The following is a 12,262-nucleotide window of genomic DNA, read 5'->3' as shown; positions in this document are numbered from 1 at the left end:
GCAAGCTGGCAGCTTTTCCACCCCTGTTTGCAGGAGCTGTTCGCCATGCGCTTTCCTCTTTTTGTTCGTCAGACCATCGCTGCGGCTGGGTTGTGTGCATTGGCAGTGCCTGCACTGGCCCAGGTGGTAGTGACAGATCCGCCACCTGAGCACCACTTTGGTCAGATTCCGGTAGGTGCCACCTATGCGGCCCAGTATTTCTCGGTTTTTAACCAAGGAAGCAGTCCCGTCACCTTGGGGCAGGTGCGTGTAGATGGCCAGATGGCGGTCTGTGCTGCCTTGGGCTGCCCTACAGTGGCTCCAGAAGACTTTACGGTGCAGGGGGCCGACGGCTGTAGTGGTCAAACTTTGCAACCGGGGTTGGGATGTTCCACCTTGGTGGGTTTTGTCCCCACAGCCCCTGGCGCACGCGTGGCCCGTTTGGTGTTTGCCGTGCAGGATGGGGCCGAGGTGGAGCGTCTGGTGGCGGGCACTGGGGTTTCACAGCCATTGGAGTGTGTGCTGGATTGGGCCGAGCGCAGTTATCCTGCGCTGTTCTCTCAGCCTACCCCGACCCAAGTGGTCAGCCCCTATGTGGCCCGCTGTTACCAAGGGGGCGCCTTGTGTGTGGGCGCCGATGTAGCGGTGCCCACGGTGGCACCGGCCAGCATTTATTACCTCTTTCAGGGCCAGATGGGGCGGTTGGGGGCTTTGAGCGATTTTGCGACTGTAGCTACCCAGGCCCCACCCTCCACGCTGCGTTGCGACCAGTCTAGTCAGCACTAGGCCCATCCCACCACCACGGCTGCTGTTGGCCTAGCCAGTAGCAGCAGTTTTCCATACAAAATTGTATGGAAATACACTCTGTCTGGTGCGTACTTTGATCTTTGCCCTCGGCCCAGTTGGCCGCCTGGGTGTGGCTTTATCCGTCTTTACCTATGTTTTCTTCTCTTCGAACACGCATGGTGGCCCTGTGCGTGGGTATTGTTGCGTTGGCCATGATCATTGTGGCTACGACCAACTTCATGATCGGTCGCAGCAGCAGTTTAGAAATGCTCCACAGCCAAGCCTCTGCTTTGGCTAAGGCCCATAGTGCAGCATTGGGCCAATGGGTACACGCTAAGCAGCGTGTGGTGGCATCGCTCAAAGACCATGTGACGGCAGAAAACCCGGTGCCTATGTTGCAGACGGCGGTCAAGGCAGCACAGTTTGACCAAGCGTACATGGGCTTTCCAGACAAACATTATGTGTTTTCGGAAAACCGCAAACGTGCTGCCGACTACGACCCTACCCAGCGGGCTTGGTACAAGGGGGCGGTGCAGGCCGCAGGGCCATCCATCACCCAACCCTTTATTGGTGCCAGTTCGGGCAAACTGATCATCACGTTTTCTGATCTGGTGGGCACTTCGGCACAGGTGCAGGCCGTGACGGCGGGTGATGTGATGCTCGATAGCGTGATTGCCGCCATTGCTGCCATCAAGCCCACGCCCCACAGCTTTGCCTTTTTGGTCAGTGGCAATGGCACCATCATTGCCCATCCCGACCACGCACTGACGCTCAAGCCCATCACGGCCATCCATCCGGCCTTGTCGTTGCAGGTGCTCAAGGATGCCAGCACCACGCAAGAGCGCATGATGGATTTTGGCGGTCGCGAAGGCATGGTGTATTCCGATGTGGTGCCCGGTTCCGATTGGCGCTTGGCGATTGTGATGGACCATGCCGAAGTGACCACGGGGTTAGACACCATGTTTCAGGCCTCGGTGGGCTCCACCTTGCTGATGGCCTTGGTCGCAGCGGTACTGCTTTATGTGGCGATCAGTCGGGCGTTGGCACGGTTGCAGGATTTGCGCCAAGCCATTACTACAGCAGGTGAAGGCGACTTTACTTGCCGTGTGGTGGCTTCTGGTACTGACGAGCTGAGTCAGATTGCACAGGCCTACAACCGTTTTGCCGATCACACGATGGATGTGCTGCACCACATGCGCGACACCAGCCGATCGGTAGAGATGGCTACGGCAGAAATTGCTTCAGGTAACCGGGATTTGTCTGAGCGCACCGAGCAGCAGGCCCATGCCCTGCGTGCCACGGTGGCCTCCGTAGAGAAGCTCACGGGCACTGTGCGCGCCAATGCCGACAACGCAGTGCAAGCCAACCGGCAGGCGCAGTCTGCCTCGCAGGTGGCGCGCAAGGGTGGCGAGGTGGTGTCTGGCGTGGTCACGATGATGGAGGAGATCAACCAATCCTCGCGCAAGATTGCCGATATCAATGGGGTGATTGATTCGATTGCGTTTCAGACCAATATCTTGGCTCTCAATGCGGCGGTGGAGGCCGCCCGTGCCGGGGAGCAGGGGCGTGGCTTTGCGGTGGTGGCTTCAGAGGTGCGCACTTTGGCCCAGCGTTCAGCTGCCGCTGCCCACGAGATCAGCGCCCTGATCAATATGTCGGTAGAGAAGGTACACAGCGGCAGCACCTTGGTGCAGCAGGCGGGGGCCACGATGCAAGAGATTGTCTCTAGCGTGCAGGAGGTGACGGGCATTATTGCTGAGATCAGTCAAGCCAGCGGTGAGCAAATTGGCGACATTGAGCAAATCAGCCAAGCCATCATCCAGATGGAAGACAACACCCAGCAAAACACGGCATTGGTAGAAGAGGCGGCCGCCGCCGCTGCCAGCTTGCAAGACCAAGCCACCAATTTGGCACAGATGGCCAGTGCGTTTGTGCTTGACAAGGCCGCCTGACGGGCACCGTTTGCCGCACTTCTCTAGGGGCGTTGTTCTGGCCGAGTGGGATGGGTGCGAACCATGTGACGTGCATGGCACAGGTCGGCCCAAGCGGCGGCTTTGTATTTGCCCAAACGCAGCAAATAGGGCGCATCGTAAGTGACGATGGCTGGGTGGCCTGCCACGCTGTGGGGTTGGGCCCGCAGTTGTCCTAGTGGTTCGGTGCGCCCTAGGGCCGCACGGGCTGCCAGCCGTCCCATGAGCAACACCATGACGGGCCGTATCTGGGCCAGTGCTTCATGCAGCAGAGCATCTGGGTGGGTGGGGCTGTCTGCTGGTGTGTTGGCAGCCAGCTCTACACCACAGAAAAATACCTGAGGGTGCCGGTGCAGTTGCAAGGCACGCAGCATGTGGTGCAGCAGCGTACCGGCATCACCGGCCAGTGGATCGGCATTTGCACGCCCCTCGGCCACAATCAGCCAAGCATCATGTCCCAGATCGGCAGGTGCGGGGGTGTTTGCGGCTGGGGTGGGGTACAGCAGCCGGGGGGGGTGCAGTACCAGTGTGGTGGTGGTGTTGGCGCTTTCAGCGGGCGTGTTGGTTGCTGGGGCGGTGGGCTGGTAGGCCGCCTTGGATGGTGGCGGTGTGGGGGTGGGATGCAGTATGGGCGCTGGCTGTGGCACGGCATTTGCCGTGGGTGGCGTCAACGCATCGGGGTGTGCAACGGCTGCCACTGTGTGTGGCAGTGGAGCGGCAGGCCACCAGACAGGCACACCCATTTCTTGCAGCATGGCGCGCTGGCGGCTATCCAAATGCAGGCTCATAGCAGCACACTCATGACGATGGCGTCTTCCCGGCTCCCATCGGCACCGGGGTAGTAACGCTTGCGCTCGCCCACGCGCCGAAAGCCATATTGTTCATAGACATGGCGCGCGCGCAGGTTGCTCACCCGCACTTCCAGCCACAACCATTGGGCATTTTGGCTGCGGGCCCACAGCGCCAGCGCATCCAGCAGTATGCGCGCCCAGCCTTGGCCCTGAAACTCGGGCGCTACAGTCAAATTGAGCAGATGGGCCTCATCAACCCCCGGCATGGCGACAAAATAGCCCAGCAGTTGAGTTCCGCCTTTGAGCAGTTGAATCTGGTAGCCGCTGGCCAGTGCATCGGTAAAGTTGCCCCGCGTCCACGGATGGGAGTAGGCACGTTGCTCCACGGCCATCAGGGTGTCCAGGTCATTGATACCCAAAGGCAGTAAGCAGACTTCGGGGGCACAGGTGGGGGGAAGGGGTTGCGCACTCATGGCTGTGTGCTGGTGTGGTGTGCGGCTTGTGGGGCGGCCCGTTCGGCCTCGCGTTCCGCAGTGGTTTTGGCTACCTTGTCACGCACATAGCGGGGCAGTGCTTGGCTGGCAGGCACGCCAGCACCGGCGGCCAGTAGGGCAGGGGCCAGACGCAGCAAGGCCGTTGCCGTGGGCCAAGCCACGGCATGGGCTGCTTGTGGTGCCAGACGTGGGCCATAGGCCGCCTGTGCGTTACCTGCCACGGTCCAGCCTGGGGGCACGGGCACTGCCTCGGGGGCACACAACCCAAAATCCTGCGGCATTTGCCAAGTGGCGTCTTGCCATTGGTAGTGGCCGTGGTAGACCTCGTTCATGCGGGCATCCAGCGTAGCCACAATCTGGGTGCAGCCATATTGCTGGCGTGCTTCTTCGGCCACAGCCATCAGGGTGTCCACGGGCAACACTGGCAGGCCGCGTCCCCCTCCAGCACCCAAGGCCAGCCCTTGGGCAATGGCACAGGCAGTGCGCAGGCCGGTGAACGAGCCGGGGCCACGTCCAAACACGATGGCATCGAGTTGTTCTAAGGTCAAGCCCGCTTCTTGGAGCAGGTGCTGGATGGCCGGAATCAGTGTGGCCGAGGACTGTGCCGCGCCGGGGCCACTGTGCTGCCACAGGGCTGGGCCATGCGCCACAGCAATGGAGAGGGTATCGGTGCTGGTGTCAAAGGCAAGCAGGTTCATGGGGCGACATTGTCATGCACGCTCTTGGCTGGTGGCTACAGGGGCTGCACGCACCCCCAGCACGCCAAAAAAGATGCCTGCCGTCACCAGCAGCAGCCCGGCCACCAGATTCCAGTGCATGGGCTCATCCAACACCACCACGGCCCCGATAGCCGACAGGCCCGGCACCAGCGCCGTGATCATGGTGGAGCGCACGGGGCCAAAATGTTGCACCATGTGTGTGAAGGTGATGCCCGAGATAGCCACCGAGCCTACCCCTTGGAACAGCATCTGAAAGGCGATTTCGCTCCAAGGCGCTTGCGCCAGTTGGCTGCCCAGCAGGCCCAAGCCCACCAGCAGTGCGTAGGCTGGCACATAAGTCACCAGCGCAAAGGCAGTAATGGCAATCGTGGCTTGTACGGCATCCACCCCGTGGCGTCTGGCCAGCACGCTATAGCAGGCCCAGCAGAACGAGGCGGCCATGAACAGCACATCGCCCCGCCAGATAGAGCCTCCTTGCAATGAGGCCAGCAAGCTGCTGCCACCCACCAGCAAGTCTCCTACCACGATCAGGGCCAACCCCGTGGCCCGCAGTGGCGTGATGTGTTCACGCAGTAAAAAAGCGGCCAGCAGCGTAGTCCACAGTGGCAAGCTGCCCGGCATCAGCACCGAGGCATGGGTGGCTGGGGCATAAAAGAAGCCCGAATAGGCCAGCAGGCAATAAATCACACCCCCAAAAATGCCCAATTGCATGGTCAGGTGCAGTGGCAGTGGCGAAAACCCCCACAGGCTCGATGGCACGGCAGCGCCACGAGCTGGGCTGGCACTGCGGCGTCGCACCAACCACCAGCCCCAAGGCAGCAGCACCATGCTGGCACCCAACACGCGCAGCCAAGCAATGTCTAATGGTGCCAGGCTGCGCTGCGCCGACGCGCGGGCAATCAGGATAAAGGCCGTCCAAATCGTTACGGTGACGAAAGCGGCCAGCAGGCCCACAGAGCGGGGAGAAAAACGCATCGCGGGATTATCAGCGGCAGGCTGTACCCGTGGTGGTGCAGGGGGATGAGGGGGTGCTGGCCCGATTGGGCATAGACTGGTAGCCATGCTGTGTTGTGCTTTTTGGTGTAGCGGTGCTGGTCGCCGGTTAGGTGTGGCCTTGATGGGGGCATGGGCGTTGACGGGCGTACAGGCGGCCCCGGCCACGCAGGCGCAGTGGCCTGCCCCTGTGCAGGCTGCGCTCGAGCGTGCCCAGTTGCCACGCGATGCGGTGTCTGTATGGGTGGCAGATGCCGCTGGAGGGGCACCGCGTTTGGCCCACCGTGCCCAAGTGCCCATGAATCCGGCTTCGGTCATGAAGCTGGTGACCACCTATGCTGGCCTAGAACTGCTTGGGCCAGCCTATGTGTGGCAGACCCCGGTGTATATCGATGGCCCGGTGCGCTCTGGTACTTTGCACGGTAATGTGTATGTGCGGGGGCAGGGCGACCCCAAAATGGTCATGGAGCGCCTGTGGCTGCTGCTGCGGCGCTTGCAGGGGCAAGGCATACGCCATATTGCAGGCGATATCGTGCTGGATCAATCGGCCTTTGTCTTGCCCACCCACGACCCCGCCGCATTCGATGGCGAGCCGCTGCGGCCTTACAACGCAGCGCCCGATGCACTGTTGCTCAACTTTAAGGCGGTGGTGTTGAATTTGGGGCCAGACCAGGCTGCTGGGGTGGCCAGAGTGCAAATGGACCCGCCCTTGGCAGGGGTGCAAGTGCCCGCCACAGTGCCGTTGGCCCCTGCGGGCACCGCCTGTGGCGATTGGCGTGCCAACTTGCGTGCCGATTGGAGCGATGCCCACCGTGTGGTGCTGCGCGGAGCCTACCCAGCGGCTTGTGGTGAGCGCAGTTGGGCCGTGGCTTATGCCGATCCGGCACGCTATGCCCAGCGGGCGGTAGAAGGCATGTGGCATGAATTGGGCGGCCAGCTCACTGGCACAGTGCGTTATGGCACAGTGCCGCGCCATTTGGAGCCTGCTTGGGTCGCTACATCCCCCCCTTTGGCCGAGGTGGTGCGTGATATCAACAAATACAGCAACAATGTGATGGCACAGCAGCTGTGGCTCACTTTGGGCTGGCAGCAGCATGGTGTTGGCACGCCAGAAAATGCGCGCGAGGCTGTGCGTCAGTGGTGGCGTGCTCGCTGGGGCGATGCCGATTTTCCGGCGATGGACAACGGCGCTGGCCTGAGCCGCCAAAACCGCATCACAGCCCAATCCTTGGCGCGTATGTTGCAGGCCGCTTGGGCCTCGCCGGTGATGCCCGAGCTGCTGGCGTCCTTGCCGGTCACTGGGGTAGATGGCACCCTGCGCCGTAGCCGTGCCAGTGCCCGCGCCCACCTGAAAACTGGCAGTTTGCGTGATGTGGCGGCCATTGCCGGTTATGTCCATGCTGCCGATGGGCGCCGTTACGTGCTGGTAGCAGTGGTCAACCACGCCCAAGCGGCAGCGGCCCGTCCGGTGTTTGATGCGCTGGTGGAATGGACGGCCCAAGCCCAGCGCCCAGACGCTGGTAGCCCTTGAGCACGCCACTACAGTACCATTTTTCCCGATGGGGTACCGTTGTGTGGGTGCCCTGTCCATTCAGGAGTCTTTTTCATGACACGACAGTTTTCTTTGGCCCGTTGGGCCGTTCCGGTGCTGACGGCTGCGGTGTTGGCGGCCTGTGGCGGTAGCGACGACGGTGCGGTGCGTTGGAGCGGCATGGTCAGTTTTGGTGACAGTCTGAGCGATGTCGGCTCATACCGTGTGGGCACCGTAGCGGCTTTGGGTGGAGGCAAATACACCATCAACGGAGCCTCGGGGCTGAACTGGACTGAGCATCTGGCCCAGCGCCTGTCTGTGGCCGTCCCCTGTGCTGCACAGACGGGGCTGTTGCCTAATATCCCTGGCTTGGTAGGGGCTGCCGTGACCAGCGTGCCTGGCTGCTACAACTATGCCCAAGGCAGTGCCCGTGTGAGCAGCCCCTTGGGGCCACATAGCGTGGCGTTGCAAGCGGCACCGTTTTATGCCAGTACGTTGGGCGTGACAGCCGTGCCGGTGCAAACCCAGATTGCCAACCATCTGTCGCGCACAGGCGGTGCTTTTGCGGGTACCGAGTTGGTCACAGTGATGGCTGGCGCCAACGATTTGTTTATGCACCTCAAGGCGGTGGCCGCAGCCCCCCAAGGGGGGCAGGCCGCAGTGGGAGCCGCTTTGGCTGCAGGTTGGGATGGGGCAGCCCAGACGGCAGTGCTCGCCGGTGGTAATGCTGCGGTCAGTGCCGCTGCTGCTGCCGCCGTGCAGGGCATGACCCAGGCCGGTGCCACCTTGGCAACGCTGGTGCGAGAGCAGATGCTGGCTAAGGGGGCGCAATATGTGCTGGTAGCCAATGTGCCCGATGTGGCTACCACCCCGCTGGCCTTGGCTTATGACGCCGCCACCCGCCAACTTATCACCACTATGGTGATGGCCTTTAATGCCCAATTGCAGGCGGGCCTGACAGGCACTGCGGTGGTGCAAGCCGATCTTTTTGCCCAGAGCCGGGCGCAGGTGGCCGACCCGCGCCGTTTTGGTTTGACCAACATCACCGATCCAGCCTGCAGCACCAATCCCACCCTCAATCCGCTGAACGGAACGGCGCTGGTCTGTACGGGCTACAGCACCGTGGCCACCAACACGGACGGCTACCTCTATGCCGACGATGTTCATCCATCGCCACGGGGTTACCGCCTGATGTCGGATTACATCATCGAGCGTTTAGAAGTAGCCGGTTGGCTGTGATGCGGCAGTTGGCAGACTACCAACGGGCGCGCAGCTTGTCGTAGGCATACAGGCCCAACTGGCGGTGGGCCGAGGGCGTGAGGTAGACCGCATCGGCAAACACATAGCGGTCGACTTCGGCATTGGCTACCAGAGTGGCCTCGGTACACAGGCTGGAGTTGATCTGGCCGGTGCCGATGCCAATGCCGTTGCCTGCATCCACGGAAGTGCAAACCGGTGTGGTGGCATTGTTGAACGAGAACGATGCTGGGCTGGAGGTGTAGAGGTTCACGTAGTAGGCCACGTCCACATACAACACATGCTGGCTTAGATCGTTCAATGCCACCAACAGACCTTGATTGAAATGGCTACTGGCTTGGCTGAGTAGGTCTTTTTGATCGATGGTCGTGGCCCAAGGGGTGCGGCCTAGGTCATAAGTGCCCGATACGGCCACATGGTTGGCACCAGCGGCGACCAAACGGCGCACCTGTGCTGCCAGGGTTTCGCCATGCTGGCGGGCTTGGGCTACAAACTGTTCGGCACTCAGGGTTCCGGCCCGTACGGCAGCCATGTCGACAATCAGGTCGCTGATGCCTCCATTGACCAACACAATATCGTTGGCCCCTAGGTTTTGGGCAGCCAAAAAGGTGTCGATCTGTTCCGTCAGGGTGCGCGTGCTGGTCTGACCTGCGGCGTCTGGGTGTTGTGTCAGGCGCGCATTGCCTTGGGCCAAATTGACCAAGCCACTGGGTGCGTGGCCTGCCTTCTGGTAGTAATCGAGCAATTGCAGCGTCCAGTTGTTGAGGCTGCCGTTGTTGACGGTGTAGCGGTGTTCACCCAATGCACTGTAGCCATCGCCAAAGGCGATCAGCCGTTCGGGGGCCAGTGCCGACTCGATATTGCTGGAGCCGCATGCGCTCAGCAGTGCAGTTGCCGCGCAGGCGACGGCCAGGGTGGTGCGGCGCATCCAGTTTGCTGCCATGGTGTGTTCTTTCCAGTGTAGATAGGGGCTGAGTGTAGCGATGCCGGACTCAGGCGGCAGCGCGTTGCAAACGGTCACGCACCCCTTCCCAGTCCGGGGTGTTGGGTGGCGTCTCGATCCAGATCAGGCGCGCGCCAGCATCATCCAGGCTGCGCAGGGTGGCAAACAATTGTTGGGCCGCAGCTTCGGGATGGTGGGGCATTTGGCGCAGCAGCACCCTGCTGGAGGCATTGCGCATGGGGGTGCGCGCATATACCGCCAGATGGGCTGCATCAGCACCCAGCACGTCCAACCCCGCTTGCAAGGCTGGGGCATCCATCAGCCGCACCTTGGCATGGGGGGCGTAATGGCTCACCAGCGTGCCAGAGGCGCGCGGCGTGTGTTCGGGCAAATCTTCTTTGGACAGTGGCTGCACACCACAGGCAGCGGCGATTTGCGCACGGGTGATGGCGCCAGGGCGCAGCAACACGGGCACGCCCCGTGTGCAATCGACAATGGTGGACTCAATGCCCACGGTGCAGGCACCACCATCGAGCACCAACAGTGCGGTGCCCAGTTCTTCTTGCACATGCTGTGCCGTGGTGGGGCTGACACGGCCAAAACGGTTGGCGCTCGGGGCTGCCAGCCCCCACACACCCTGCGCTGCACAAGCGTGCAGCACCGCTTGGGCTACTGGGTGCGCAGGGCAACGCAAGCCCACACTGTCTTGACCGCCAGTGGCAGCAGTTGCTGCACTGGGCAGGCGCGGCAAAATCAAGGTGAGGGGGCCGGGCCAAAAGGCATCCACCAGTGCTTGTGCAAACGCGGGCACTTCGCGGGCAAAATGGCTTATCCCGATGGCATCGGCCACATGGACAATCAACGGGTGATCTGCCGGGCGGCCCTTGGCAACAAAGATTTGGGCCACCGCCGCATCGTTGCTGGCATCGGCAGCCAAGCCATAAACGGTTTCAGTGGGCAGGCCCAGCAGAGCGCCATTGCGCAGAGTTTGGGCTGCGGTGGTGATGGAAGCGGGCAGTGTGCCATCCAGAATCATGGTGCTGGCGCTCAGAACGGTGCAATACCCAGCAACGCCGCCGCTTGCAGGGCGGTAGCACGGGCAGCATCTGGCGTAGGGGCAGTGATGTTGAGGTGGCCCATTTTGCGCCCATGTTTGGCCACCGTTTTGCCATACAGGTGCAGGTGCGTGCCGGGCAAGGCCAGCACTGCATCCCACGCGGGCGTTTGTGCGGTGTCGCTGTGCGCAAACCATAAATCGCCCAGCAAATTGAGCATCACGGCGGCGCTGTGCTGGCGTGGTTGCACCAGCGGCAGGCCCGCCAAGGTGCGCACTTGCAACTCAAATTGCGAAACATCACAGGCGTTTTGGCTGTAGTGGCCGCTGTTGTGGGGGCGCGGTGCAATCTCGTTCACAACCAAACTGCCATCGTCGAGCACAAAAAACTCGACGCACAACACGCCCACGTAATCCAGCCCTTGGGCTACCGATTGGGCGGCAGCCACCGCCTGTGCGGCCAAAGCCGCAGGCACATTGCCTTCGTACACCTCGGTCACAGCCAAAATGCCATCGCGGTGCAGGTTGCGTTGCACCGGCAGATGCACCACCGTGCCATCGGCACCACGCGCCACAATCACCGAGCACTCCAGCGCCAGCGGTAGCATTTTTTCTAGCACGCAAGGCACCTGCTCTAGGTGGTGCCAAGCAGCCGCCAGTTGTGCGGCGGTTTGCACGCGCTGCTGGCCTTTGCCGTCATAACCCAAGCGGGCTGTTTTGAGAATGCCGGGCAGCAAGCCCACATCCACGGCTGCCAGCTGTTCTGCGGTCTCAATCACGGCATAGGGGGCGCAAGGCACACCACAGCCGACAAAATGGGCCTTTTCTTGGGCACGGTCTTGGGCCACTGCCACAGCACGGGCCGTGGGAGCAACAAAGCATTGCCCCGCCAGCGCCGCCAGCGAGACAGCGGGCACATTCTCAAATTCGGTGGTGATGGCGTCACTGACATCGGCCAGCCGCGCCAAGCCTTCGGGGTCTTGGTAGCCGGTTTGGATATGTTGGTGGCTGACCAAGCCTGCTGGGCTAGAGGGGTCTTCATCGAGCACCGCCGTAAAGTAACCCATGGCCTGTGCTGCATGCACAAACATGCGCCCCAACTGACCACCACCAAGCACCCCCAGCGTCGCGCCGGGCAAAAGAGGGGCAGATAGTTGCTTCATGCCGATACGGGCGGTAAGGCCATGTTGCGGGCGACTTCGGTTTGGGCCGCACGGAAGGCTTCCAGTTGGGTGCGCAACGCGGGGTTGTCGGTGGCTAACAGCGCCACAGCAAACAGTGCCGCATTGGCGGCACCTGCTGTGCCAATGGCAAACGTGGCTACCGGGATGCCCTTGGGCATTTGCACAATGCTGTGCAATGAATCCACCCCTTGTAGATGTTTGCTGGCCACTGGCACGCCCAACACTGGCACTGTGGTTTTGGCGGCCAGCATGCCTGGCAGGTGGGCAGCGCCTCCGGCCCCGGCAATGATGGCCTTCAGGCCCCGGCCTGCGGCAGCTTCGGCATAGGCAAACATATCGTCGGGCATACGGTGGGCTGAAACCACACGCGCCTCATGGGCGATGCCGAATTGCTGGAGAATCTCCACTGCGTGCTGCATGGTCTCCCAGTCGCTGCTGGAGCCCATGACCACACCGATTTGTATGGGTGTCATAGTGTGTGGAGCGGTGCGCCATACTGGCCGCTGCCGCAGAATGTGAACCCGAGATTTTACTTTTTGCCGCCCCTGTCTGGGGAGGCCC

The 12,262-nt window shown here is 61.8% G+C and carries 12 protein-coding genes; 4 read left to right on the top strand and 8 right to left on the bottom strand.

The window, feature by feature from the left end:
- Window positions 1-45 precede the first annotated feature (45 nt).
- Both ACFO6X_RS14180 and ACFO6X_RS14175 read left to right on the top strand, forming a co-directional pair.
- Window positions 46-765, top strand: coding sequence for a hypothetical protein (locus ACFO6X_RS14180; RefSeq protein ID WP_382434250.1), 720 nt, complete (start codon window positions 46-48; stop codon window positions 763-765).
- Window positions 766-917: 152 nt separating this feature from the next.
- Complete coding sequence (locus tag ACFO6X_RS14175; RefSeq protein WP_382434248.1) at window positions 918-2,717, top strand: methyl-accepting chemotaxis protein; 1,800 nt, start codon at window positions 918-920, stop codon at window positions 2,715-2,717.
- Between the two features lie 23 nt (window positions 2,718-2,740).
- Here ACFO6X_RS14175 and ACFO6X_RS14170 read toward each other — a convergent pair whose 3' ends face one another.
- Genes ACFO6X_RS14170 through ACFO6X_RS14155 form a run of 4 tightly spaced genes read right to left on the bottom strand, consistent with a single transcriptional unit; the run spans window position 2,741 to window position 5,714 of the window.
- Complete coding sequence (locus tag ACFO6X_RS14170; RefSeq protein ID WP_382434246.1) at window positions 2,741-3,523, bottom strand: uracil-DNA glycosylase family protein; 783 nt, start codon at window positions 3,521-3,523, stop codon at window positions 2,741-2,743.
- On the bottom strand, window positions 3,520-3,999 hold the full coding sequence (rimI, locus tag ACFO6X_RS14165; RefSeq protein ID WP_382434244.1) for a ribosomal protein S18-alanine N-acetyltransferase: 480 nt from the start codon (window positions 3,997-3,999) through the stop codon (window positions 3,520-3,522). The genes ACFO6X_RS14170 and rimI overlap by 4 nt, the downstream gene beginning before the upstream one ends.
- On the bottom strand, window positions 3,996-4,718 hold the full coding sequence (gene tsaB, locus ACFO6X_RS14160; protein ID WP_382434242.1) for a tRNA (adenosine(37)-N6)-threonylcarbamoyltransferase complex dimerization subunit type 1 TsaB: 723 nt from the start codon (window positions 4,716-4,718) through the stop codon (window positions 3,996-3,998). The genes rimI and tsaB overlap by 4 nt, the downstream gene beginning before the upstream one ends.
- Before the next feature lie 12 nt (window positions 4,719-4,730).
- Window positions 4,731-5,714, bottom strand: a complete 984-nt coding sequence (locus ACFO6X_RS14155; RefSeq protein WP_382434240.1) for a DMT family transporter — start codon at window positions 5,712-5,714, stop codon at window positions 4,731-4,733.
- Between the two features lie 85 nt (window positions 5,715-5,799).
- Between ACFO6X_RS14155 and dacB the strand changes: the two genes are divergently transcribed.
- On the top strand, window positions 5,800-7,263 hold the full coding sequence (gene dacB, locus ACFO6X_RS14150) for a D-alanyl-D-alanine carboxypeptidase/D-alanyl-D-alanine endopeptidase (RefSeq protein ID WP_382434236.1): 1,464 nt from the start codon (window positions 5,800-5,802) through the stop codon (window positions 7,261-7,263).
- 75 nt (window positions 7,264-7,338) lie between these two features.
- Window positions 7,339-8,502 carry an SGNH/GDSL hydrolase family protein gene (locus ACFO6X_RS14145; protein ID WP_382434229.1) on the top strand — a complete coding sequence of 388 codons (1,164 nt, stop codon included), beginning with the start codon at window positions 7,339-7,341 and terminating at the stop codon, window positions 8,500-8,502.
- Between the two features lie 16 nt (window positions 8,503-8,518).
- On the opposite strand, the gene ACFO6X_RS14140 is transcribed toward ACFO6X_RS14145, so the two are convergent.
- The 4 genes from ACFO6X_RS14140 to purE are packed head-to-tail and all read right to left on the bottom strand — an operon-like array spanning window position 8,519 to window position 12,174.
- Window positions 8,519-9,463, bottom strand: a complete 945-nt coding sequence (locus tag ACFO6X_RS14140; protein WP_382434219.1) for an SGNH/GDSL hydrolase family protein — start codon at window positions 9,461-9,463, stop codon at window positions 8,519-8,521.
- Between the two features lie 49 nt (window positions 9,464-9,512).
- Entirely contained in the window at window positions 9,513-10,499 is a 987-nt protein-coding gene (locus ACFO6X_RS14135; RefSeq protein WP_382434214.1) for an L-threonylcarbamoyladenylate synthase, read from the bottom strand.
- Window positions 10,500-10,510: 11 nt separating this feature from the next.
- On the bottom strand, window positions 10,511-11,680 hold the full coding sequence (locus ACFO6X_RS14130; protein WP_382434211.1) for a 5-(carboxyamino)imidazole ribonucleotide synthase: 1,170 nt from the start codon (window positions 11,678-11,680) through the stop codon (window positions 10,511-10,513).
- Window positions 11,677-12,174, bottom strand: a complete 498-nt coding sequence (purE, locus tag ACFO6X_RS14125; RefSeq protein ID WP_382434209.1) for a 5-(carboxyamino)imidazole ribonucleotide mutase — start codon at window positions 12,172-12,174, stop codon at window positions 11,677-11,679. Before purE ends, ACFO6X_RS14130 begins: the two co-directional genes overlap by 4 nt.
- Window positions 12,175-12,262 lie beyond the last annotated feature (88 nt).

The sequence above is a fragment of the Giesbergeria sinuosa genome (assembly GCF_042652905.1).
GTDB classification, from domain to species: domain Bacteria; phylum Pseudomonadota; class Gammaproteobacteria; order Burkholderiales; family Burkholderiaceae_C; genus Simplicispira; species Simplicispira sinuosa.
Note: the sequence above shows the minus strand (reverse complement) of the source record. Positions and strands in the feature narration are given on the sequence as shown.

Bases quoted from the DNA above. Each gene is read 5' to 3' on its own strand.
- ACFO6X_RS14140 (WP_382434219.1), bottom strand. From the start codon at position 9,463: ATGGCAGCAAACTGGATGCGCCGCACCACCCTGGCCGTCGCCTGCGCG.
- ACFO6X_RS14175 (WP_382434248.1), top strand. From the start codon at position 918: ATGTTTTCTTCTCTTCGAACACGCATGGTGGCCCTGTGCGTGGGTATT.
- rimI (WP_382434244.1), bottom strand. From the start codon at position 3,999: ATGAGTGCGCAACCCCTTCCCCCCACCTGTGCCCCCGAAGTCTGCTTA.
- purE (WP_382434209.1), bottom strand. From the start codon at position 12,174: ATGACACCCATACAAATCGGTGTGGTCATGGGCTCCAGCAGCGACTGG.
- ACFO6X_RS14170 (WP_382434246.1), bottom strand. From the start codon at position 3,523: ATGAGCCTGCATTTGGATAGCCGCCAGCGCGCCATGCTGCAAGAAATG.
- tsaB (WP_382434242.1), bottom strand. From the start codon at position 4,718: ATGAACCTGCTTGCCTTTGACACCAGCACCGATACCCTCTCCATTGCT.
- ACFO6X_RS14130 (WP_382434211.1), bottom strand. From the start codon at position 11,680: ATGAAGCAACTATCTGCCCCTCTTTTGCCCGGCGCGACGCTGGGGGTG.
- ACFO6X_RS14155 (WP_382434240.1), bottom strand. From the start codon at position 5,714: ATGCGTTTTTCTCCCCGCTCTGTGGGCCTGCTGGCCGCTTTCGTCACC.
- ACFO6X_RS14145 (WP_382434229.1), top strand. From the start codon at position 7,339: ATGACACGACAGTTTTCTTTGGCCCGTTGGGCCGTTCCGGTGCTGACG.
- dacB (WP_382434236.1), top strand. From the start codon at position 5,800: ATGCTGTGTTGTGCTTTTTGGTGTAGCGGTGCTGGTCGCCGGTTAGGT.
- ACFO6X_RS14135 (WP_382434214.1), bottom strand. From the start codon at position 10,499: ATGATTCTGGATGGCACACTGCCCGCTTCCATCACCACCGCAGCCCAA.
- ACFO6X_RS14180 (WP_382434250.1), top strand. From the start codon at position 46: ATGCGCTTTCCTCTTTTTGTTCGTCAGACCATCGCTGCGGCTGGGTTG.